Raw genomic sequence first — 20,012 nt, 5'->3', positions numbered from 1 at the left:
GCCATGAAAACCATATCGATCGACAAGTCTCACGGCGGCACTCAGGGCGTCTACGTCAGTCGCTCCGAGGCATGCGACTGCGACATGACCTTTGCGGTGTTCGTGCCGCCGCAGGCCGCCGAAGGCAATTGCCCGGTTCTGTGGTATCTGTCCGGCCTGACATGCACGCATGCCAATGTCATGGACAAGGGCGAGTATCGGCGGCTTGCCGCCCAGCTCGGACTGATCATCGTCTGCCCGGACACCAGCCCTCGCGGTGACCACGTTCCCGACGAATCCGACAACTGGCAGTTCGGCAAGGGCGCCGGCTTTTATGTCGATGCCACCGAGCCGCCATTTTCGGCCAACTACCGCATGTACAGCTACATCACCGATGAGCTGCCGCGCCTCCTTGCTGCGGAATTTCCCGTCGACATGGACCGCCAAGCAATCTTCGGCCACTCGATGGGCGGACATGGCGCGATCACGATCGCGCTCAAGAATCCGGACCGCTTCCGGAGCTGCTCGGCTTTCGCGCCGATCAGCCATCCCTCGGTCTCCGGCTGGTCGAAACCGGCATTCCGAAAATATCTCGGAGCCGACGAAAACACCTGGCGGGCCTATGACGCCTGCTCGCTGATCGAGGACGGGCATCGCCTGCCCGAACTGCTCGTCGACCAGGGAACGGCGGATAGCTTCCTGGAGGATGGGCTGCGTCCCGATGAACTCAGGCAAGCCTGCGAGGCGGCTGATATCAACCTCAAGCTTCGCATGCAGGAAGGCTACGGCCATTCCTACTTCTTCATTTCGACATTCATGGAAGACCATCTGCGCTGGCATGCGCAGAGGCTCAGAGATCGGAAATAATTGCAGAGCTCGGCCGGGCATATCGCAATCGGCCAGGGAGGGAAGGAGAGAAGCAATGACCAGCATAGCCATTCATCCGGCAGTGGATTCAGGCTTTAAGGCGACTGACGCTGCTTTCGCAGGCGGGACGCTCGTGTGCAAATGCACGAGCAATCCCGTCAAGGTCAGGATCAAGGGCGATATCGCCCACAATCACGCCTGCGGCTGCACCAAGTGCTGGAAGCCCGAGGGTGCCGCCTTTTCGGTCGTAGCGGTGGCGCCGACCGAGAGCGTCGAAGTCCTCGAAAACGGCGACAAGCTTGCGGTCGTCGATTCCGCGGCCTTGATCCAGCGGCATGCCTGCAAGGAATGCGGCGTGCATATGTACGGCCCCGTCGAGCGCGAACATCCGTTCCAGGGATTGTCCTTCGTCCATCCCGAGCGCTTCCAGGAAAGCGGCTGGGCAAAGCCGACCTTTGCGGCCTTCGTGTCGTCGATCATCGAAAGCGGCTTCGATCCGGCCAAGATGGACGCTGTCAGAGCGCAGCTGAAGGCATCGGGCCTGGAGCCCTATGATTGCCTCTCGCCCGGCCTGATGGACTATATCGCGACCTGGACCGCCAAGAAAAGCGGCGTCCTCGCCGCGTAAAATCCCGGGGAGCGTCGCCCCCGGCGCTCCCCGAACACCGCCGCTATCCGGATCGAGATAATCTTGATGGCCGCGTGCCGCCGGTTTGCCGGCGCTCAGGCTTCCGATGCCTGGCTGCAAAGACTCACGATCTGCCCTCAGAACCCGCTTGGGAAGAAACTCCGCGATGGCTGCCGCCGCGGAGCTTTCCTCACTTGATATGTGCCACTCCCCCATCAGGCGTGCCCAAGAAATTGTGTATCCTTCGAATAATAATTGTGTACGCAAAGTACACAATTATTTGACTCCGCCGAAAAGGCGTGCCATCTTCACGGCGTAGAGCAACGAATGGCCGGAGATCGACGATGGCGAAGACACCGAAGAGCAATCTCTACGAAGACCTGAAACGCCAGATTCTGACGATGGAGCTGGACCCGGACGCCGATCTGGACGAGGCCAGTCTGAGCGAAAGATACGGGCTGTCGCGGACCCCGGTGCGGGACATATTCCGCCGCCTTGCCGGCGAGGGTTACATCGACATCCGTGAGAACAGGGGTGCGCGGGTCATCCCGATGAACCACTCCACGCTTCGGAATTTCTTTCTTGTCGCGCCGATGATCTATGCGGCGATCGGCCGCCTCGCGGTGCAGAACTTCAAGCCCGCCCAGCTGTCGGACCTGAAGCAGACCCAGGAGCGGTTCCGCGCCGCCAGCCAGAGCATGGACGCTCTTGCGATGGTTCTCGAGAACAATCGCTTTCACGAAATCTTCGGCGAGATGTCGGGCAATGTCTACATGCAGCCGAGCCTCGGCCGGCTGCTCATCGACCACGCGCGCATCGGTCACACGTTTTTCCGGCCGAGAAACGAAGATATGAGGCGGCGGCTGCAAGTGGCCGTCGACCATCATGATGGCTTCATCGTGGCGCTCGGCGCTCACGACGAGGATGCCGTCGTCGATCTCGTTTTCGAACACTGGGAATTGTCCCGCGAGAACATGGAGATGTTCATCGCTCCGCAAGGCCTCAAGGCTGACGCCTTCGTGGGCGGTCCAGCCACGCAATTATTGGAGAAGTCACCGTGAAATTTGAGGGGATCTACACGCCGGCGGTGACGCCGCTCGATAAGAATGGGCAGATCGACCGGGCCGGATTTGCCGCCGTGCTCGAGTCGCTGATCGAGGCGGGCGTCCACGGCATCATCGTCGGCGGCTCGACGGGCGAATACTACGCCCAGAGCAGTCAGGAACGTTACGAGCTCGCAGCCTATGCCAAGGAAGTCATCGGGACGCGGCTGCCGCTCATTATCGGCACCGGCGCCACGCGGACCGAAGATTCGGTCGAGTACGCCAAGGCGGCGAAGGACATCGGTGCGGATGCGATCCTGGTGTCGTCGCCGCCATATGCATTGCCGACCGAGCGCGAGAACGCGGTCCATGCACTGACGGTCGATCGCGCCGCCAACCTGCCGATCATGCTCTACAACTATCCCGCCCGCATGGGTGTGGTGATGGGCGAGGAATATTTCTCGCGCGTCGGCAAGTCGAAGAACGTCGTCGCCATCAAGGAAAGCTCCGGCGACATGGGCAATCTTCACCTGCTCGCCCGGAAATTTCCGCACATCGCGCTCTCCTGCGGCTGGGATGACCAGGCGCTCGAATTCTTCGCCTGGGGTGCGAAGAGCTGGGTCTGCGCCGGCTCAAACTTCCTGCCGCGCGAGCATGTCGCCCTCTATGAGGCCTGCGTCCTCGAAAAGAACTTCGACAAGGGCCGGGCGATCATGACGGCAATGCTGCCGCTCATGGATTTCCTTGAATGCGGCAAGTTCGTCCAGTCGATCAAGCACGGCTGCGAATTGATCGGGCTGAATGTCGGATCGGTCCGTGCACCGCTGCGCCCGCTCAACTCCGAAGAAAAGCGAACCCTTCAGACCGTCTTCGCCACATTGAAGCGCACGGTCGCTCAGATCACGTCGGGAGCCAACCATGCATGAACCCTTGACCGCCGCCGAATATAAGGCGATCGCCGCCGACCTGCAGTTTCCGACGAACGCCTTCATCGACGGCGCATTTCGTCCGGCAAATTCCGGCAAGACTTTCACCACCACGAACCCTGCGACGGGCAAGGTTCTCGCTGTAATCGCGGCCTGCGATTCCAGCGACGTCGACTTCGCCGTGCAGAAGGCGAAGGACGCGTTCGACGATGGACGCTGGCGGCTGCGCTCGCCGGGCGAGCGCAAGGAAGTGCTTCTGAAGCTCGCCAAGCTGATGGAGCAGAACCGGCACGAACTCGCCGTCCTGGAAAGCCTCGACAGCGGCAAGCCGGTGCGCGAATGCCAGACGGTCGACGTTCCCGATACCATTCATACGATCCGCTGGCACGCCGAGCTCATCGACAAGCTCTATGACAACACCAACAATGTCGGCGCCAATGCCTTGGCCATGGTGGTGCGCGAGCCGATCGGCGTGGTCGGCTGTGTTTTGCCGTGGAACTTCCCGCTGCTGATGCTGGCCTGGAAGATCGGCCCGGCGCTTGCGGCCGGCTGCTCGGTCATCGTCAAGCCGGCGCAGGAAACCACGCTCACGACGCTGCGCGTCGCCGAGCTCGCCCATGAGGCAGGCATTCCGGCCAGCGTGTTCAACGTCGTCACCGGCTCCGGCCGGGAGGTCGGCGAACCGATCGGCTTGCACATGGACGTTGATATGGTGGCCTTCACCGGATCGACGCCGACCGGCCGCCGCTTCCTGCGTTACGCCGCGGACTCGAACCTCAAGAAGGTCGTACTCGAATGCGGCGGCAAGAACCCGGCGGTGGTGCTGGCGGATGCCGAAGACCTCGATCTCGTCGCTGAGCAGGTAGTCAACGGCGCCTTCTGGAACATGGGCGAGAACTGCTCGGCCACGTCGCGCCTGATCGTTCATGCCAGCATCAAGGACGAACTGTTGCAGCGCATCGGCGCCTATATGCGCGAATGGAAGACGGGTGATCCGCTGAACCCGGAAAACCGCATCGGTGCACTCGTCAGCAAGAGCCATTTCGAGAAGGTGAAATCCTTCCTCGATGATGTGAAGACCGAAAAACTCTCGCTCGCCCATGGCGGCGAGACTTATGAGGGTGCCTTCATCGAGCCGACGGTGGTCGATGGCGTTACGCCGAAGAGCCGGCTGTTCCAGGAGGAAATTTTTGGCCCCATCCTTTCGGTCACCACCTTCGAAAACCTGGCCGAGGCCACCGCACTTGCCAACGACACCAACTACGGCCTGACCGCGTCGATCTATACCGGCAGTCTGCGCAACGCGATCCGGCTCTCCCGCGACATCCGCGCCGGTCTCATCACCGTCAATTGCTTCGGTGAGGGCGATGCCTCGACCCCCTTCGGCGGCTACAAGGAGTCCGGTTTCGGCGGTCGCGACAAGTCGGTCTTCGCCCACGACAATTACTGCGAGCTCAAGACCATCTGGATCGATGTCTCGGAGCGCTCGGTCGACGAGACGATCCGATGACCCGCCATGTGATCAAGCACCTGCCGACTGACACCGGCGTTTCGGGATGGGAGGCGACGAGCGAACGCGCCTTTCCGGTAACGGCGCTTGAACACGACATTACGGCGGACTGGCTGATCATCGGCGGCGGATTTGCCGGCCTGTCGGCGGCGCGCCGCCTCTCGCAGTCGCGGCCCCAGGACAAGATCGTTGTCCTGGAAGCCCGCGAACTCGCCAAGGGTCCGGCCGGAAGGAATTCCGGCTTCATGATCGACGTGCCGCACAATCTGTCCTCGGGCGAGTATTCGGTGGCCGATGAAAAGGCCACCAAGGACGAGATCCGGCAGAACCGTCTGGCGATCTCCTTCGCAGCCGGTGCCGCGGCCGAATACGGCCTGTCCAAGGAAACATTCGATCCCTCCGGCAAGGTGAATGCCGCAGCCTCCGACCGGGGGATGGGACTCAACGACAATTACAGGAAGTCGCTCGAGAAGATCGGCGAGGAGCATCGGGTTCTCGATGCGGACCAGATGCGGGAGATGACCGGCTCGCACTATTATCGCGGCGGCCTCTACACGCCGGGCGCGGTGATGATCCAGCCGGCCGATTATATTCGCGGCCTGGCGCGTGGACTTTCCTCGAAGGCCGCTATCCACGAGCACTCGCCGGTGCTGGAGCTTTCGCGCGAAGGCAAGGCCTGGAAGGCGAAGACCGGCCGCGGCTCCGTTTCGGCACCGAAGGTCATTCTGGGTGTGAACGGTCATATTCAAAGCTTCGGTCATTTCCGCGGACGGCTGATGCACATCTTCACCTACGCGTCGATGACATCGGCCTTTTCCCAGAACGAATTCGCAGGCGACGTGACCGGGGCGGATCGCTGGGCGCTGCTGCCGGCCGACCCGATGGGGGCGACGGTCAGAAAGGTCACGACCGATGGCCGTTCGAGGATCGTCGTCAGGACGAGGTTCACCTACGATCCGAGTCTCAAAGTGTCGGAAAAGCGCGTCGCCGGCATCGCCGCCGAGCAGCGCCGGTCGTTTGACGCCCGTTTCCCCGGGCTGGAAAGCCTGCCGATGGAATATAGCTGGGCGGGCGCGCTCTGCCTCAGCAGAAATCATGTGCCGGCATTCGGCGAGGTCGAGGAGGGGCTTTTCTCGGCCTGCTGCGAGAATGGCCTCGGCACCGTCAAGAGCACGCTTGCAGGGATGATGGCCGCGGATCTCGCGACCGGCGCCCGCAGCGCCGAGCTCGACCGATACAGCAATCAGCCGGGACCGACCAGGTTGCCGCCCGAGCCCATCGCGTGGCTGGGCGTCAATTCGGTCATCCGCTTTCAGGAATTGCGTGCAGGCCGCGAGGGATGATCCCTCGGCCGCGCAATATGAAGACTGCCGTCCGCAGACTTCAATGAGAATGGGAACGAAAACCAGGAGTAATAACAATGAAGACTTTGTGGAAGGCGCTTTGCGCCGCTGCGGTGATCGGAATCAGCATCCTTCCTGCTCGCGCGGAAGAAAAGACGATCAATCTGGGTACGATGTCGTGGGAGGACCTGACGCCCATCACCGGCATCACCAAGAAGGTTCTCGAAGACGCCGGCTACACCGTCAAGGTGACCGAGTTCTCCGAATGGGGCATCGCCTATGCCGCTCTCGCCAAGGGCGATATCCAGGCTCTCACCTCGCAGACGGACTACGTCGCCTCGGACTATTGGGACAAGAACAAGAACCGTCTCGAAAAGATTTCGCCCGTGTCGCACGGCCTCTATCAGGGCGTCGCCGTTCCGAAATATGTTCCGATCGACTCGCTGGAACAGCTCAATGAAAACGCCGACAAGTTCGGCGGCAAGATCATCGGCATCGAACCGGGCGCCGGCCTGATGCGCGATACGGCGAATGCGGTCAAGGATTATGGCCTCAAGCTCCAGCTCGTCGAGGGCAGCACGGCCGCGATGACGGCGGCGCTGAAATCCGCCTACGATCGCAAGGAGTGGATCGCGGTAACGATCTGGGAACCGTCATGGATGGTCCAGAAGTACGAGGTCAAGTACCTGAAGGATCCGAAGGGCGTCTTCCCGCCGCCGCAGAGCTACTACTGGATCGGCCACAAGGGCTTCTCCGAAGAATATCCGCATGCGCGTGAAGTCATGGCCAGCGTCTACGTGCCGATCGCCGACATCACCGCCATCAACGGCGCAGTCAATGAAGGCAAGACCATGGACCAGGCCGTGCAGGATTGGATCGGCACCCATGCCGACCTGATCAAGCGCTGGGAAAACATCAAGAAGAACTAACGCGTCGTGGCCGTCCGATCCGTCGGGCGGCCACCCTACAGCGCCGCGCGTCCTTTGAGACGCGCAAAGGACGCTGGGGTTCAACGAGAGAAGCCAGCTTGATTGGCTCAAGGGGATCGCTATGAAAACCGTAACTGCCGATATCAATGATGTCCTGATCGACTGCCAGTCCCTCTGGAAAGTCTTCGGCGACAAGTCCGCTGCGGCAATGAAGTCGATCAAGGAGCGCGGCCTCGGCAAAAAAGAGGTCTTGAAGGAATTCAACTGCGTCGTCGGCGTCTCCGACGCGAGCATCGAGGTTCGGCGCGGCGAAATCTTCTGCATCATGGGACTGTCGGGAAGCGGAAAGTCGACTCTTATCCGCCTCCTCAACAAGCTGATCACGCCGAGCTCCGGCAAGGTTCTCGTCAAGGGACGCGACCTCGCCAGCCTGTCGCCGGTCGATCTCAGGCAGATGCGCGCCAGGAACATCGGCATGGTGTTTCAGAGCGTCGCGCTGCTGCCGCATCGGACGGTCCTGGAAAATGCGGCCTTCGGCCTCGAAGTCCAGGGAATTGCGAAGACGGAGCGAAACAAGACCGCCGCTGCCGCTCTCGAAAAGGTCGGCCTCGCCGATTGGCTGAGCCGCTATCCCAACGAGCTTTCCGGCGGCATGCAGCAACGTGTCGGGCTTGCCCGCGCGCTCGCCTCCGATCCCGAGATCATCCTGATGGACGAGCCGTTCAGTGCGCTCGATCCGCTGATCCGGCGCCAGCTTCAGGACGAATTCCGGCAGCTGACCAAAGCTCTCGGCAAGTCCGCCGTCTTCATCACCCATGATCTCGACGAGGCGATCCGCATCGGCGACCGCATCGCGATCATGAAGGACGGCGTCATCATCCAGACCGGCACGGCCGAGGAAATCATCCTCAACCCGGCGGACGCCTACGTCGCCGAATTCGTCGCGGGCATCTCCCGCCTTCACCTGATCAAGGCGCATTCCGTCATGCGCAGCGTCGCGGAATTCCAGCAGGGCGCACCGAATTTCGACATCGCCTCGCTCATGCGTACGACGCCGGACGCCGATATCGACGAGCTGATCTCTTTGACGATGCAGTCGGAGCGCGACGCCATCGCCGTCGTCGACAATGATCAGGTCGTCGGCGTCGTCACGCCGCGCAGCCTGCTGATGGGCGTCAAGGGAACCTCCACCCACGATCTCACGGCGGCGTGAGCCCAACTGGAGCTGATTGACATGGATACTTCAGCCTTCACCGATGTTTTCGACGAATGGACGGACTCTGCGCTCGAATGGGTCAGCGACAACGGCGAGTTCCTCTTCGACCATATCAGACAGGCTCTGGAAGGTCTCTATGACGGGATCCTCTGGCTCCTGGAGCTTCCGCCCTTCTACCTGGTGGCCCTGATCGTGGCGCTGATAGGCTGGCGGCTGGTCAATATCTGGTTCGCCCTGCTCAGCGGCGTCGCATTGGTGCTTTGTTTTTCGATGGGGCTCTGGCCGGAGACGATGAGCACTCTGGCTCTGGTGCTGACGGCGACGGCGATCGCTTTGATGATCGGCATTCCGATCGGCATCGCTGCCGGCTTCTTCACTGCGCTCGATCGCTTCATGGAGCCGGGCCTCGATCTGATCCAGACGCTTCCGCCCTATATCTACCTGCTGCCGGCGATCGCCCTGCTCGGCTATGGGCCGGCGACGGCGTTGATCGCAACCGTGATCGTCGCCGTGCCGCCGGCTATCCGCCTGACCTCGCTTGGTATCCGTATGACTCCCAAGGAATTCATCGAACTTGGAGAGGCGCTCGGGATGACGCCGGCAAAGATGTTCTTCAAGATTCGCCTTCCCTTTGCGCTGCCGAGCATCATGGCGGGCATAAACCAGAGCCTGATGATGGCCTTCGGCATGGTCGTCATCGCCGGCATCGTCGGTTCCGGCGGGCTCGGAGAGACGATCTACGGCGCGATCAGGACACTCGACATCGCCACCTCAATCAATGGAGCGATCGCCATCGTGGTATTGACTATGGTGATTGACCGGATAACCCAGAGTGCCGCCAGCTTGGGAACAGGGAGGACATCATGAATCTCTCGATCTTGCAATTTTCGCCCGGCGCCTTCCTGGCCCCTGCTGTCGATTGGCTCAACACCAATCTTCATCCCCTGTTTGCGGCGATCAGTTATCTGGTCGAAACCGTGCTTTCGGCAATCGAGGCGGCACTGCTCTTCGTGCCGCCCTATGCGCTGATCGCGATCGTCGTCATCCTGGCATTTTTTGCCGTCAGCCTGCGCGCCGCGATCCTTGCGGGGCTTTGCCTCGGCTTCTGCCTGCTCGTCGGGCTGTGGACGGCATCGATGCAGACCCTTGCGCTGGTCAGCGTCGCCGTCGTGATCTCCGTGCTCATAGCCTTTCCGGTCGGCGTCCTGTGCTCGCGGCATAAGACGCTGGAGGCGGTGGTTCGCCCGATTCTCGATGTGATGCAGACCGTGCCGCCATGGGTCTACCTCATTCCCGCGGTGATGATCTTCAGCCTCGGACGGGTGCCGGCCATTATCGCCACCATCGTCTACGGCATTCCGCCGATGCTGCGCCTGACGACGCTGGCCTTCAACCAGGTGCCGAAGGTGTTCATCGAGCTCGGCAGCGCCATCGGGGCGCCGCCGCGCTCGATCCTCTGGAAGATCGAAATCCCCTTGGCCAAGCAGACGCTGCTCGTCGGGCTCAACCAGTGCATTCTTCTGTCGCTGGCGATGGTCGTGCTGGCCGGCCTCGTCGGTGCAGGCGGGCTCGGCGCGGAAGTGACGCGCGGCCTGACGCGCATGGAGATGGGGCTCGGCCTCAGGGCAGGCCTGGCGATCGTCGCGGTCGCCCTTCTGCTCGACCGTTTGTCCCGCGGTCTGCTGGACCGCGACAGGTTGCCGAAGGCGAGATGAGCAAGGACTTAACCGAATGAGAAACAGCTTCTTCTGCATCGATGCACATACTTGCGGTAACCCCGTCCGTCTCGTCGCCGGCGGCGGCCCGCTGCTTCCGCATCTGCCGATGGGCGAGCGCCGGGAGATCTTCGTCCGCGACCACGACTGGGTCCGCAAGGCACTGATGTTCGAGCCGAGGGGGCATGACATCATGTCCGGCTCGATCATCTATCCCCCTTATCGGGAGGATTGCGATTTCGCCGTTCTTTTCATCGAGGTGAGCGGCTGCCTGCCGATGTGCGGCGCCGGCACGATCGGCACCGTGACCGCCGCGATCGAAGAGGGACTGGTCAAGCCGCGCGAAGCCGGAAGGGTCGCCATCGAAACGCCGGCCGGCAGGGTCGATGTCACCTATGAGGAGAAGGGCGGATATGTCGATTCCGTCCGTCTCCACAATGTGGCGAGCTATCTCCACGAGGCGGATGTCGAGGTCGACGTGCCTGGTATGGGCCGTCTGCGCGTCGATATTTCCTACGGCGGCAACTATTATGCGGTCGTCGAACCGCAAGAGAACTGGGGCGGACTGGACGGCATGAGCGCCTCCGACATTGTCGGCTGCAGTCAGAAGCTGAGATCGGCACTTGCCGGTGTCTGCCATCCCGTTCATCCCGATGACGAGAGGATATCAGGCGTGCATCACGCGATCTGGTGCGATCGCCCGGTGAACGACGTCTCCGACGGACGCTGCGCGGTCTTCTACGGCGATAAGGCCATCGATCGGTCGCCGGGCGGCACCGGCACCTCCGCGCGCATGGCCCAGCTCCATGGCAAGGGGCGGCTCGCCGTCGGGTCGAGATACCGTCATGAAAGCCTGATCGGAACCATTTTCGAGGGCCGGGTCGAAGCCGAGGCAAGGATCGGAAGCTATCGCGGCATCCTCCCCAGCATCGGAGGCTGGGCGCGCGTCATCGGTCACAACACCATTTTTGTAGACGACCGTGATCCGCTCGCACACGGTTTTCAGATTCGATGAGCGCGGTTTCCGAGTTTTGAGAGGCGGCAAGGAGATGACCATGCGACCGGAGCAGCATCAGCAGGCGGCGGCGAAATCCGGAGCCCGGCTCAAAGTGGGGTTCGTTCTGGCGCGATCGTTTACGCTGTCGGCCTTCGCGCTTTTCGTCGACACGCTGCGGCTAGCCAGCGACGAGCAGGATCGTTCCGGAAGGGTGCTTGCCGACTGGCAGGTGATCGGCAGCACGCGGCATCTGATAAGCTCGAGCTGCGGCGTCCAGGTCGCTCCGACATCCGATTTCGTCGATCCGTCGAGATTCGATTATATCGTTGTCGTCGGCGGCCTTCTGACGGTTGCGAACCCTGTCGATCAGCAGACCATCGCTTTTATCAAGCAGGCGGACGTCAAGAAGGTGCCGCTGATCGGTGTCTGCACGGGGTCGTTCATTCTTGCCGAGGCAGGACTGATGAAGCGGCACGAGTCCTGCGTGAGCTGGCTGCATTATAAGGAATTTCGCGAACGGTTTCCCGATCTCGGCGTTCGTTCCGACCGGCTCTTCAATCTCGATCGCCAGCGTGGTTCGTGCGCAGGCGGCAGCAGTTCCGCCGACATGGCGGCACTGCTGGTCAGGAAGTATATCAGCCGAGATGCCGAACGAAACGCGCTTGAAGTGCTGCAGATCGAGAAGGCCCGGACGACGGCGGATATACAGCCGCGGCGCCCGCTGTACGATGATTATGACGACGCCCGCGTCAAGGCGGCGATGATTACCATGGAACAGTTCGTCGACGGCAGCATATCGATTCAGAAGCTTGCCGCCATGGTTGGCCTGTCAAGGCGGCAACTGGAGAGAATCTTCATCGACAAGACGGGAATGTCGCCTGCCAAGGCCTATAATCGTGTTCGCATGGAGCGGGCAAGATCGATCCTTGCCCAGTCGAAGGCGCCGCTGATCGAGATCGCGCTGGATGTCGGCTTTGAAAACGCCTCGCAATTCACGAGAACCTTCAAGCGCACCTTCGGGCAAACACCGTCGCAGCATCGCGCAACGGCTTCGAGAGCGCACTGAGCGTAGAACAGGATGATTTCAGGCCGGGGCGGCCTAAAATCATCCTACTCTAGATTAGCTGCTCACAATTTTCGGCATCATGGTCTGGTTCAGATCTCTTCCCACGGGAAACTGTCCAGCCGCTCCGCGCCCTTGGCCGTGATCAGCGCCTGGGTTTCCAGTTTGATTGAGGGCCATCTGCCAGGATCAATGCGTAGCGTGACGGATTATGCATCGTCCAGATGCTCATGTTCGACGAGTCGAAGGCATAGCGGATGTTGACGGGATCGTAGAGCAGCAGCGCGCCGCAATCCATTCGCGCATCTTCTTGCGCAGCCGCTCCAGCCGGTAGCGGCGCGCCTGGTCGAGCGTCGCGGCCGGCACAGGACTGATGAGAGGCCGGTCCGCTCCATCGGGGTTGAGGTAAGCCGGCTTCCGTTCGTCCTTGAAGACTGCCGGGCCGGTCAGCTCGACGAAATCGTTTTCGTCTCGCAACATCCGAGTGATCCCCTGTTGTCGGTGAGCAAAGCGGTGTCGCTCAGCGTTCGATGACGAGATCGCTGAGCGGCTTCGAGCAGCAGGGCAGGAAAAAGCCGGCGTCGATTTCCCTCTGACGGATTCCGCCATTGTGGTTCATGTCGACCGTGCCTGATGTCAGCTTCGACTTGCAGGTGCCGCAAACGCCGTTGGCACAGGAGGATGGAATCCTGATGCCCGTCTTCTTCGCGCAGGAGAGCACGCTCTGGTCGCCTGTTACCTCGATGCTGCGGGCCTGCTTCGAGAAGGTCACCTGAAAGACCTTGGCGGCTGCCTCCTGAACGGCAGGAATGTCCGGTTCGTCGATGACGGCGGCGTCGAAGCTTTCCTCGAGGTAGTGCGAGGCGGGGACGCCGAGCTCGGCGGAAATGCGGCGCGCTGCCGCCATGAACGGGGCGGGGCCGCAGCACATCACGGTCCGCTCGGCAATATCAGGAACCGCGAGCCTGACATAATCCGCCGAAATACGGCCGGTGAGACCCGGCCAGGACGCCTCACCCGCGACGGTCTCCGGCAGGAAGTGGAGCCGAAGGCCCTTCAGCCTGCGGGCGATGCAGGCAAGCTCGTCGCGGAAGATCAGATCCTGCGGCGTGCGCGCAGCGTGCATGAAGACGACGTCGGCGGGTTCGCAGCTGTCGGCGAGTTCACGCAGAATGGACATGACCGGGGTGATGCCGGAACCGCCGGAGAGCAGAAAAAGCTTATGTCCCGACGCCTCAGACCTGACGAAATGGCCAAGCGGACCATTCGCCTTGACTGTTGCCCCCGCAACCAGGGTGTCGTGAAGCCAGTTGGAGATCTTGCCGCCCGGAACGCGCTTCACCGTCACGGAGAAGGCGTTCGTGCGATGCGGCGAAGAGGAGATGCTGTAGCACCGGCTTTCAGGCTCTCCATTGTGTTCCAGGTCGAACAGAAAATACTGGCCGGCCTTGAAGGCGAAGCGCTTGCCGTCACGGGAGGCGAAGGTGAACGTCTTGACGTCATGGGTCTCCTGCTGGACGTCGAGGCAGACGAGCGTGTCGTCTTTCTCGGAGTTCCAGAAGTCGTGACGGGCGGCGTTTGCGAGCGGCGCTTGCGGGATCCTAGTATCCATGAGCGCGCATCCGGTCGATGTACCAGGTGGCGAACTTGTCGAGGTTCGTCTCGGAGAAACGGGAATAGGGCCCCGGCTGATAGGCGGGATCGAGAGCGCCGGCATGGGAGCGGGCGACGAGGTCTGCGTCCTGGTCTGTCGTTGCCACCCAGACATCCGTCAGCTTGTCGAGGTCGTAATCGACCCCTTCGACGGCGTCCTTGTGCACCAGCCACTTGGTCCTGACCAGCGTCCTGCCGGCCGAGAGCGGGATGACGGTTGCCACGACCGCATGGTCGCCCATGAAGTGGTTCCAGCTGTTATGACCCCAGAGATGGGTGTCGCCAAGATCCTTGCGGGTCATCTGTCCGAGAAGTTTGGACGATGCGGCGGTGGCGTCGTGGGTCTGGGATTCGCCGGCGCCTGATATGATCAGTCGCTGCGTGCGGAAGTTCGTGGCGCAGTCGGTGAGCTGCTCGACGGCAGCCGAGGGGAAACCGTCGGCCTCCCATGCCTGCGTGCGTTCCTCGTAAAGCCGAAAATGCTCCTCTGCCTGCTCACGGTCTTCCGGGCTCAGCGTTTCGGGGTCGAAGCCGAAGTCGAGATCGACGAAGGAGACGCAGAGTTCCGGGTGGTTGGCGGAGCAGTGATAGCACTCGCGATTGTTCTCCATCGTCAGCTTCCAGTTGCCGTTCTCGATGACGTCGGTCTGGTGAGCGATCTTAGCATTGCGGATGTCATAGGGGGCGAGGCGCTCGACCATCGCCTGTTCGAGGCCGGCAATGTCTTCGGGCGGATTGTCGGACAGGCAGACGTAAATCAGGCCGCCGATCGATTTGAAGGTAACCGGCTTCAGACCGCGACAGTCCATGTCGAAATCCTTGCCCATATGGGGAGCGTAGCTGAGCTCGCCCGTCAGCTCGTAGGTCCAGGTGTGATAGGGACAGACGAGCTTCGAAACGATCGCCTTGCCCGGATCGAGGAGGCGGGAGCCGCGATGGCGGCAGACATTGTGCAGGACGCGGATTTCGCCGTCGTCGTCGCGCAGCAGGATCAGGCTCGTCTTGCCGATATCGATGACCGTGGCGTCGCCGGGTTCGGGAACATCACAGTCGAGGCCGACACAGATCCAGTGCTTGTGGAAGAAGACATCGATGTCTGCTTCGAACACGTCGTCTCTGACGTAAAGGCCGGCCGGCAGCGAATGGCCTTCAGAGCGGGAGTCGAGCAGCGCTGAAATGGAAGATGGGAGCCTGTTTAACATGAGAACCTCTTATGTGAGAGTTTCCCTAGATTGCGCTTGCAGCGTGGGGCTTTCAACGGCATAAAAAATCACGTTCGCATAATCTTTTCTCATGTGAAAAGGGTTCTGAGATGCAATTTCGAAGACGGCTTCCGTCGCTGACCGCGCTGGTGACACTGGAGGCCGTGCTGCGCAGGAAAAGCTTCACCCTGGCGGCGACGGAGCTCGGCGTCACCCAAGCGGCGGTCAGCAGGCAGATTGCCTCGCTGGAGGAGGAGCTCGGCCAGCCCCTATTCGTGCGCAAGCACCGGGCGATCGAGCCGACGGCGGCATGCATCAGCCTCGGCGCAACGCTGGCGAAGAGCCTTGCCGATATCGCCGAAAGCGTGGAGGCGATCCGGTCGCGCAGCCAGGACGTGGTGACGATCGGGGCGACCGTTGCATTCTCTTCCTTCTGGCTGCTGCCGCGGCTGGCCGAATTCCGCCGGGCCAATCCCGGCATTCTGGTTCGGGTGATATCCCAGGACAGCCCGATTGCCCTGGACGGCGGAGAGGTCGATGTGGCGATCCGCTACGGCCTGCCTCCCTTCAGCGACGGGACGGTCATCGCCTCGCGCGGCGACGTCATTTCCCCGGTCTGCTCTCCAGACTATCTCCGGCGTCGGGGAGATGGTCCGCTCGGCTCGGCTGACGAATTCATCGAAACGGATGTTGTCGATCGTTCCTGGTATAGCTGGTCGCAATGGGTTGCCCTGACCGGCGCCAATATCGAGGTCAAGCCATCGCTTCGGCTCAGCCATTATACCGAGACCATCGCTGCCGCGCGCGCCGGGCAGGGGATTGCCTTGGGATGGCGCATGCTCATCGGCACCTTTCTCGAGGACGGAACATTGGTGCGCGCCGAGGAAAGCGAGCTTGCCGCGGAAGATCGTTACAACGTCATCGTGCCCGTCAAAGCCAAGCGAAGCAACGCCCGCGACCTTGCCGCCGCCTGGCTGACGGCATCCCTGCACGGTTAAGCCGCTGCTCGCACAGTCATAATCATAAACCCAGCCCGGGCGTTGCCGTCCGGTGAACGCCTTTCGGGAGGAAATCAAACCGATCCGACAAGCCCAGGAAATCGGCCGCTAGATGAATGACGGAAAGCCACATTTCCGTCCCCTGCAGGCTCGGCTCACCACCGTCGGCGAACGGGAATCCCTCGCCATCCCGCCATCTGTCCCGAGCCCTTGAGATGAGATTGCGAGCGATCGCTTCTCCGTCGGCCCGCCTGTAATCAGTCTGCCGGGCAATCAGCAGCAGAGGATGGATCGTATCGAGCAGGTTGCACGCATTGTATTTCTCGGCAACGAAGCCCTTGTGGTTGCGATAATTCAGGTGAACCGTTTCGAGTGAGGCGTGCGGGTGCGGAAGTGCCACGCCGAACTGGGCGTAGGTGCCGCGCGTCAAACGATAAAAACCATTCACCGGCTGGAGCCATCCTTCCAGCGCTGCGGGCTCGCCCCAGAGGCCCGAGACGCTGTTGGCATTGCGGCTCAGCCACTCGAACAGCGCTTGCCGCGGCCCCCTGATGCCGAAATACCGCGCATTGAAGTAGATGGCGGTTCCGATCGCATCGACCACGCTTCCGGCGTGCCACGCCCGGGTCGACCAGGGCAGGGCGCTCAGCCATTCATCCAGCTCTCCGGCGTCGAGCGCGACCGCATGGACAGGTTGCCGTGGAGCGGAACCAAGCAGTTCAAGCGCATACCCAACCGCAAGGACGTTATAGAGCGCCTTTGGATCATCTCTCAAGGCCCTCCCGTGCTCTCGCGCATGCTCTTCCGGGAAAAGGCCGGTCTCTTGGTCCTGCAGACCTTGGAGACGCTCGACGGTCTGCGGCGCATCGAGGTCGGGCGGCAGATGGCCGAAGCCGGCAGCAATCTCGATTGCATCGCAGAGATGCCGGATCGCCGGTCGGCTGATGCCGTCTGCTTCCAACGATTCATAGGCTCCCTGCGTTTTCCAGCGTGCAAGGATATCAGGCCATTGCTCTTTCGCCTTCTGACCGAGCCTGACCAATTGATCTTCGATGTCGCCAGTGCCGGATTTCCCGCCCGCTGTGCCGCGACTCCGCAGCACCCTCGCCGGTACGCCGCCGGCAATCGACAGGGCGGGAATGTCTCCCGTGACGACCGCTCCGGCGGCGATCACCGCACCAGTGCCAATCGTGGCGCCATCGAGGATCACGCAATTGGCGCCGATCCAGACATCGTCGCCGATCGTGATGCCGAGGCTGATGACGCCTTGGCGGTGTATGGGAATATCAGGATCATCAAAACCATGATTGAAGCCGACGATCGATGCATGCGACGCGATCCGCACGCCATTGCCGCACGTCACCGTGCCGGACACACAGGCATAGGGATTGATGGTGCAATCGTCACCGAGGATCACGTGGCCGCGGACGAGGGCATGCCCGGCAATCCAGGACCGTTCGCCCATCGTCAGGCTTTCCGTGAAAATTGCCGCATCCTCGGCAATGTAGGAAGACTCAGCCAAGCGTGCATCGCATGATTGCCTGAGTTCTGCCTTGCGGGCCAGATGAGCTGGGTGACGGAGGTCCGCCACGATGTGTTCCCAGGTCAGATATTGAAGCCTGCGCGCCTCGCTCTCTTCGCGCGCCGATGTTCGCGGGCTATTGGCGTGATCCATCCTGCTCCTCATTCCTCAGGTTCAACCGCCGAATATTGTATGCCTTCAGCGATCCGTTGCCTCGCTGCATCAGACGGCGTGATCCGTTTAAAAGCAAGAGTTCCGAAAATGGTGGCGCAGCCCTTGTCGAAATGGCTCCAATTGCTTTCGCGCTGAGCCATCTGGAAATCTTGAGGCCGAGTTATGCCGCGCTCAGAAGTTCAGCGCTAACCGGCATTCCCATATGAAAGCCCTGGACGCGGTCGATGCGAAGATCCTTGAGAAGGGAAAATTGTGCTGCTGTTTCGACGCCTTCCACCAAGATCGTATTCCCACGATTGCGGATGAGAGCAATCATGTCCTGAAGCATCGTCAATCCGCGTGGGTTCGAGCAGTCGTGCAGGAAGGTTCTATCGACCTTGACCGTCTGGAATTCGATTGCCCTCAGCCAAGAGAGGCCCGCGAAGCCGCAGCCGAAGTCGTCAAGCCAGATCTCGACGCCGAGTGCCCTGAGATCGGCAATGCATTTAAGCACCTCCGACTGCATATCCATGTCCAGGCCCTCAGTGACCTCCAGGGCTAGACGCGACCCGCAGACCCCGCACCGAGCAAGGATATCAGCGACACTGGCAGCAAAGCCGGGAGAACGCAGTTGTATTGGCGACACGTTGACGCTGACGGTAGCCATGCGATCGGTCATCAGTATATCACGGCATGCCGTCTCGATCGCCCACCTGCCCAGTTCGAGGATAGCGCCACTTCGTTCTGCGACCGGAATGAATGTCTTCGGCGAAACCGCGGTGCCGTCCGGCATCCTCAGGCGCATCAAAGCCTCGACGGCTCTTGCTTGCCCGTTCACGTCGAAGATCGGTTGGTATACGAGCGAGACCAGTTTGCGATCGATGGCGGCCGCCAGCAGCGGGACGAGTTTACCAGCATAGTCATCAGGGCGAGGCAATAACGGATCAAAACTACGAATGCAGTTTCGGCCACTTGCTTTGGCATTGTAGAGAGCGAGGTCGGCTTCACGTACTATTCGTTCAACTTTCTCTCCAACTTTCTCGCGGGTGAAGGCGACGCCGATGCTGACGGTTACAATCGACACATCATCTGGTCGCTCGTCGTGAGCAATCGCAAGAGACTCGACTTCCATTCTGATCTTCTCGGCGAGAGAGATCGCGGCCTTGGGGAGGGCAGCCGGCATGACCACGATAAACTCCTCGCCACCATACCTGCCGATCATGCCATCGGACGACTCTACAACCGCCTTCAGTGCATTGGCGATGACAGTCAGGCATCGGTCTCCTTCCAGATGCCCGTAGCGATCATTGAAGCGTTTGAAAAAGTCGACGTCGATGAGGAACACCGAGAAGTCGCGGCGTTCGTCTTTCCAGGCGGCCCAGCATTCGTCGAGCCGCCGATCCAGCGCGCGTCTGTTGCTGATGCCTGTCAGGTAATCGGTATGTGAAAGCTCGAGCAGCGACCTTCCGCGCTCGGACGCTTCCCAGTGCTGGTGGCGAGCCTCCGCGGCGTTCAACAACACGTTTCGACGCTCCACGTTCAATCGCCAATTGACGAAGGACGTGAAGACAAAGCACGAAATGTAGAACAGCCCGAAGGCAAGCTTGTAGGTTTGGCTCGAAGGAAATGATGCCTCGATCGTAATAAAAAATGCGCAGAGAACGAGGCCCGAGGTGATCACCGAAAGCCGAAACGGGAAACTGAAAAAGAGGTTGGCGCCCATCATGAAGATGGCGCCGAATATCATGTAGTATGACATGGCGGTGACGTCGCCAGTGGCAATCGCCGGGTAAAGCCAGCCAACGTAGCCCACAAGCAGTGCGGCGGCGCATGTGATGTCAAGCCAGACGGTTTTCGCTTTTGCCAGGCGCAAGATTTCGAACGCCAGCAGAGCGATCGTTGCAACGACGAATCGCACGGCGATCGTCACAGGGGCAACATCGGGGATCAGCCATCGGTCGGGAAGTGCGAAGGCTACATAAACGGCGACTGCCATCCAAAGACCATGCCGTGAGCTCCGCCTTCGGATAGCATCATTTTCAGTTTTCAGAGACTTAAGGGCCTCGGCAAATGAAAAGCTGGCGGTGGGTTCGTCGCGCTGGACATTAGCGTAAGCCGCGATCATGCAACGACACCGGTCTGACAACGATCTCAAGTAAGTTGAAAAGTAAGCCATACTTCGGCGCCCTCCAAAATCACGTTCGGCAACCTGCAACCGGTTTGTCTTATTGCTTAGCTTTGTTAGAGGGGTGGCATCTGACCCGCAAT

18 protein-coding genes and 1 pseudogene are annotated in these 20,012 nt (G+C 60.9%); 13 read left to right on the top strand and 6 right to left on the bottom strand.

What is annotated here, in order from left to right:
• Positions 1 to 3 precede the first annotated feature (3 nt).
• The 12 genes from fghA (at position 4) to QMO82_RS06355 (ending at position 12,219) form a co-directional block, all read left to right on the top strand.
• Entirely contained in the window at positions 4 to 846 is an 843-nt protein-coding gene (gene fghA, locus QMO82_RS06410) for an S-formylglutathione hydrolase (RefSeq protein ID WP_183609323.1), read from the top strand.
• 55 nt (positions 847 to 901) lie between these two features.
• Entirely contained in the window at positions 902 to 1,474 is a 573-nt protein-coding gene (gene gfa / locus QMO82_RS06405) for an S-(hydroxymethyl)glutathione synthase (RefSeq protein WP_097618778.1), read from the top strand.
• Positions 1,475 to 1,818: 344 nt separating this feature from the next.
• Entirely contained in the window at positions 1,819 to 2,535 is a 717-nt protein-coding gene (locus QMO82_RS06400) for a GntR family transcriptional regulator (protein ID WP_183609322.1), read from the top strand.
• A complete protein-coding gene (locus tag QMO82_RS06395) occupies positions 2,532 to 3,443 on the top strand; it encodes a dihydrodipicolinate synthase family protein (RefSeq protein WP_097618776.1) in 912 nt (303 codons plus the stop codon). The genes QMO82_RS06400 and QMO82_RS06395 overlap by 4 nt, the downstream gene beginning before the upstream one ends.
• A complete protein-coding gene (locus QMO82_RS06390; RefSeq protein WP_183609321.1) occupies positions 3,436 to 4,953 on the top strand; it encodes an aldehyde dehydrogenase in 1,518 nt (505 codons plus the stop codon). The genes QMO82_RS06395 and QMO82_RS06390 overlap by 8 nt, the downstream gene beginning before the upstream one ends.
• A complete protein-coding gene (locus QMO82_RS06385; RefSeq protein WP_183609320.1) occupies positions 4,950 to 6,296 on the top strand; it encodes an FAD-binding oxidoreductase in 1,347 nt (448 codons plus the stop codon). The genes QMO82_RS06390 and QMO82_RS06385 overlap by 4 nt, the downstream gene beginning before the upstream one ends.
• A 77-nt stretch (positions 6,297 to 6,373) precedes the next feature.
• Positions 6,374 to 7,225, top strand: coding sequence for a glycine betaine ABC transporter substrate-binding protein (locus QMO82_RS06380; RefSeq protein WP_183609319.1), 852 nt, complete (start codon positions 6,374 to 6,376; stop codon positions 7,223 to 7,225).
• A 121-nt stretch (positions 7,226 to 7,346) separates the two neighbouring features.
• Positions 7,347 to 8,438: a glycine betaine/L-proline ABC transporter ATP-binding protein gene (locus QMO82_RS06375; protein WP_183609318.1), complete on the top strand. Its 1,092-nt coding sequence runs from the start codon at positions 7,347 to 7,349 to the stop codon at positions 8,436 to 8,438.
• Between the two features lie 21 nt (positions 8,439 to 8,459).
• Entirely contained in the window at positions 8,460 to 9,308 is an 849-nt protein-coding gene (locus QMO82_RS06370; protein ID WP_183609317.1) for a proline/glycine betaine ABC transporter permease, read from the top strand.
• Positions 9,305 to 10,156, top strand: a complete 852-nt coding sequence (locus QMO82_RS06365; protein WP_183609316.1) for a proline/glycine betaine ABC transporter permease — start codon at positions 9,305 to 9,307, stop codon at positions 10,154 to 10,156. The genes QMO82_RS06370 and QMO82_RS06365 overlap by 4 nt, the downstream gene beginning before the upstream one ends.
• A gap of 16 nt (positions 10,157 to 10,172) precedes the next feature.
• Positions 10,173 to 11,171, top strand: coding sequence for a 4-hydroxyproline epimerase (locus tag QMO82_RS06360; RefSeq protein ID WP_183609315.1), 999 nt, complete (start codon positions 10,173 to 10,175; stop codon positions 11,169 to 11,171).
• Between the two features lie 40 nt (positions 11,172 to 11,211).
• On the top strand, positions 11,212 to 12,219 hold the full coding sequence (locus QMO82_RS06355) for a GlxA family transcriptional regulator (RefSeq protein WP_183609314.1): 1,008 nt from the start codon (positions 11,212 to 11,214) through the stop codon (positions 12,217 to 12,219).
• Positions 12,220 to 12,388: 169 nt separating this feature from the next.
• On the opposite strand, the pseudogene QMO82_RS06350 reads toward QMO82_RS06355, so the two are convergent.
• The 3 genes and pseudogenes from QMO82_RS06350 to QMO82_RS06340 all read right to left on the bottom strand — a co-directional run.
• Positions 12,389 to 12,696 (bottom strand): annotated as a pseudogene (locus QMO82_RS06350) (aminopeptidase P family protein); the annotation flags it as partial.
• A 40-nt stretch (positions 12,697 to 12,736) separates the two neighbouring features.
• The gene (locus QMO82_RS06345; protein WP_183609313.1) at positions 12,737 to 13,828 is read right to left on the bottom strand and encodes a hybrid-cluster NAD(P)-dependent oxidoreductase; all 1,092 of its coding nucleotides are present in this window, start codon (positions 13,826 to 13,828) and stop codon (positions 12,737 to 12,739) included.
• Positions 13,818 to 15,071, bottom strand: coding sequence for an SRPBCC family protein (locus QMO82_RS06340; RefSeq protein WP_183609312.1), 1,254 nt, complete (start codon positions 15,069 to 15,071; stop codon positions 13,818 to 13,820). The genes QMO82_RS06345 and QMO82_RS06340 overlap by 11 nt, the downstream gene beginning before the upstream one ends.
• A 110-nt stretch (positions 15,072 to 15,181) precedes the next feature.
• Between QMO82_RS06340 and QMO82_RS06335 the strand changes: the two genes are divergently transcribed.
• Entirely contained in the window at positions 15,182 to 16,069 is an 888-nt protein-coding gene (locus tag QMO82_RS06335) for a LysR substrate-binding domain-containing protein (protein ID WP_183609311.1), read from the top strand.
• A gap of 22 nt (positions 16,070 to 16,091) precedes the next feature.
• Here QMO82_RS06335 and QMO82_RS06330 read toward each other — a convergent pair whose 3' ends face one another.
• From QMO82_RS06330 to QMO82_RS06320, 3 genes are read right to left on the bottom strand one after another with little or no spacing between them, the layout of a single operon-like run.
• Positions 16,092 to 17,744 carry a DapH/DapD/GlmU-related protein gene (locus QMO82_RS06330; RefSeq protein WP_183609310.1) on the bottom strand — a complete coding sequence of 551 codons (1,653 nt, stop codon included), beginning with the start codon at positions 17,742 to 17,744 and terminating at the stop codon, positions 16,092 to 16,094.
• 8 nt (positions 17,745 to 17,752) lie between these two features.
• Positions 17,753 to 17,905 (bottom strand): hypothetical protein, encoded by a 153-nt coding sequence (locus tag QMO82_RS06325; RefSeq protein WP_183609309.1) that lies wholly within the window; start codon positions 17,903 to 17,905, stop codon positions 17,753 to 17,755.
• Between the two features lie 20 nt (positions 17,906 to 17,925).
• Positions 17,926 to 19,920, bottom strand: a complete 1,995-nt coding sequence (locus QMO82_RS06320; RefSeq protein WP_183609308.1) for a bifunctional diguanylate cyclase/phosphodiesterase — start codon at positions 19,918 to 19,920, stop codon at positions 17,926 to 17,928.
• Positions 19,921 to 20,012: the final 92 nt, after the last annotated feature.

It is taken from the genome of Rhizobium sp. BT04, assembly GCF_030053135.1.
GTDB classification, from domain to species: domain Bacteria; phylum Pseudomonadota; class Alphaproteobacteria; order Rhizobiales; family Rhizobiaceae; genus Rhizobium; species Rhizobium binxianense.
Note: the sequence above shows the minus strand (reverse complement) of the source record. Positions and strands in the feature narration are given on the sequence as shown.

Coding starts and splice junctions, on each gene's coding strand:
- QMO82_RS06345 (WP_183609313.1), bottom strand. CDS start 13,828: ATGGATACTAGGATCCCGCAAGCGCCGCTCGCAAACGCCGCCCGTCAC.
- fghA (WP_183609323.1), top strand. CDS start 4: ATGAAAACCATATCGATCGACAAGTCTCACGGCGGCACTCAGGGCGTC.
- QMO82_RS06385 (WP_183609320.1), top strand. CDS start 4,950: ATGACCCGCCATGTGATCAAGCACCTGCCGACTGACACCGGCGTTTCG.
- QMO82_RS06335 (WP_183609311.1), top strand. CDS start 15,182: ATGCAATTTCGAAGACGGCTTCCGTCGCTGACCGCGCTGGTGACACTG.
- QMO82_RS06325 (WP_183609309.1), bottom strand. CDS start 17,905: ATGGCTCAGCGCGAAAGCAATTGGAGCCATTTCGACAAGGGCTGCGCC.
- QMO82_RS06330 (WP_183609310.1), bottom strand. CDS start 17,744: ATGGATCACGCCAATAGCCCGCGAACATCGGCGCGCGAAGAGAGCGAG.
- QMO82_RS06390 (WP_183609321.1), top strand. CDS start 3,436: ATGCATGAACCCTTGACCGCCGCCGAATATAAGGCGATCGCCGCCGAC.
- QMO82_RS06360 (WP_183609315.1), top strand. CDS start 10,173: ATGAGAAACAGCTTCTTCTGCATCGATGCACATACTTGCGGTAACCCC.
- QMO82_RS06365 (WP_183609316.1), top strand. CDS start 9,305: ATGAATCTCTCGATCTTGCAATTTTCGCCCGGCGCCTTCCTGGCCCCT.
- gfa (WP_097618778.1), top strand. CDS start 902: ATGACCAGCATAGCCATTCATCCGGCAGTGGATTCAGGCTTTAAGGCG.
- QMO82_RS06375 (WP_183609318.1), top strand. CDS start 7,347: ATGAAAACCGTAACTGCCGATATCAATGATGTCCTGATCGACTGCCAG.
- QMO82_RS06320 (WP_183609308.1), bottom strand. CDS start 19,920: ATGGCTTACTTTTCAACTTACTTGAGATCGTTGTCAGACCGGTGTCGT.
- QMO82_RS06355 (WP_183609314.1), top strand. CDS start 11,212: ATGCGACCGGAGCAGCATCAGCAGGCGGCGGCGAAATCCGGAGCCCGG.
- QMO82_RS06400 (WP_183609322.1), top strand. CDS start 1,819: ATGGCGAAGACACCGAAGAGCAATCTCTACGAAGACCTGAAACGCCAG.
- QMO82_RS06380 (WP_183609319.1), top strand. CDS start 6,374: ATGAAGACTTTGTGGAAGGCGCTTTGCGCCGCTGCGGTGATCGGAATC.
- QMO82_RS06370 (WP_183609317.1), top strand. CDS start 8,460: ATGGATACTTCAGCCTTCACCGATGTTTTCGACGAATGGACGGACTCT.
- QMO82_RS06340 (WP_183609312.1), bottom strand. CDS start 15,071: ATGTTAAACAGGCTCCCATCTTCCATTTCAGCGCTGCTCGACTCCCGC.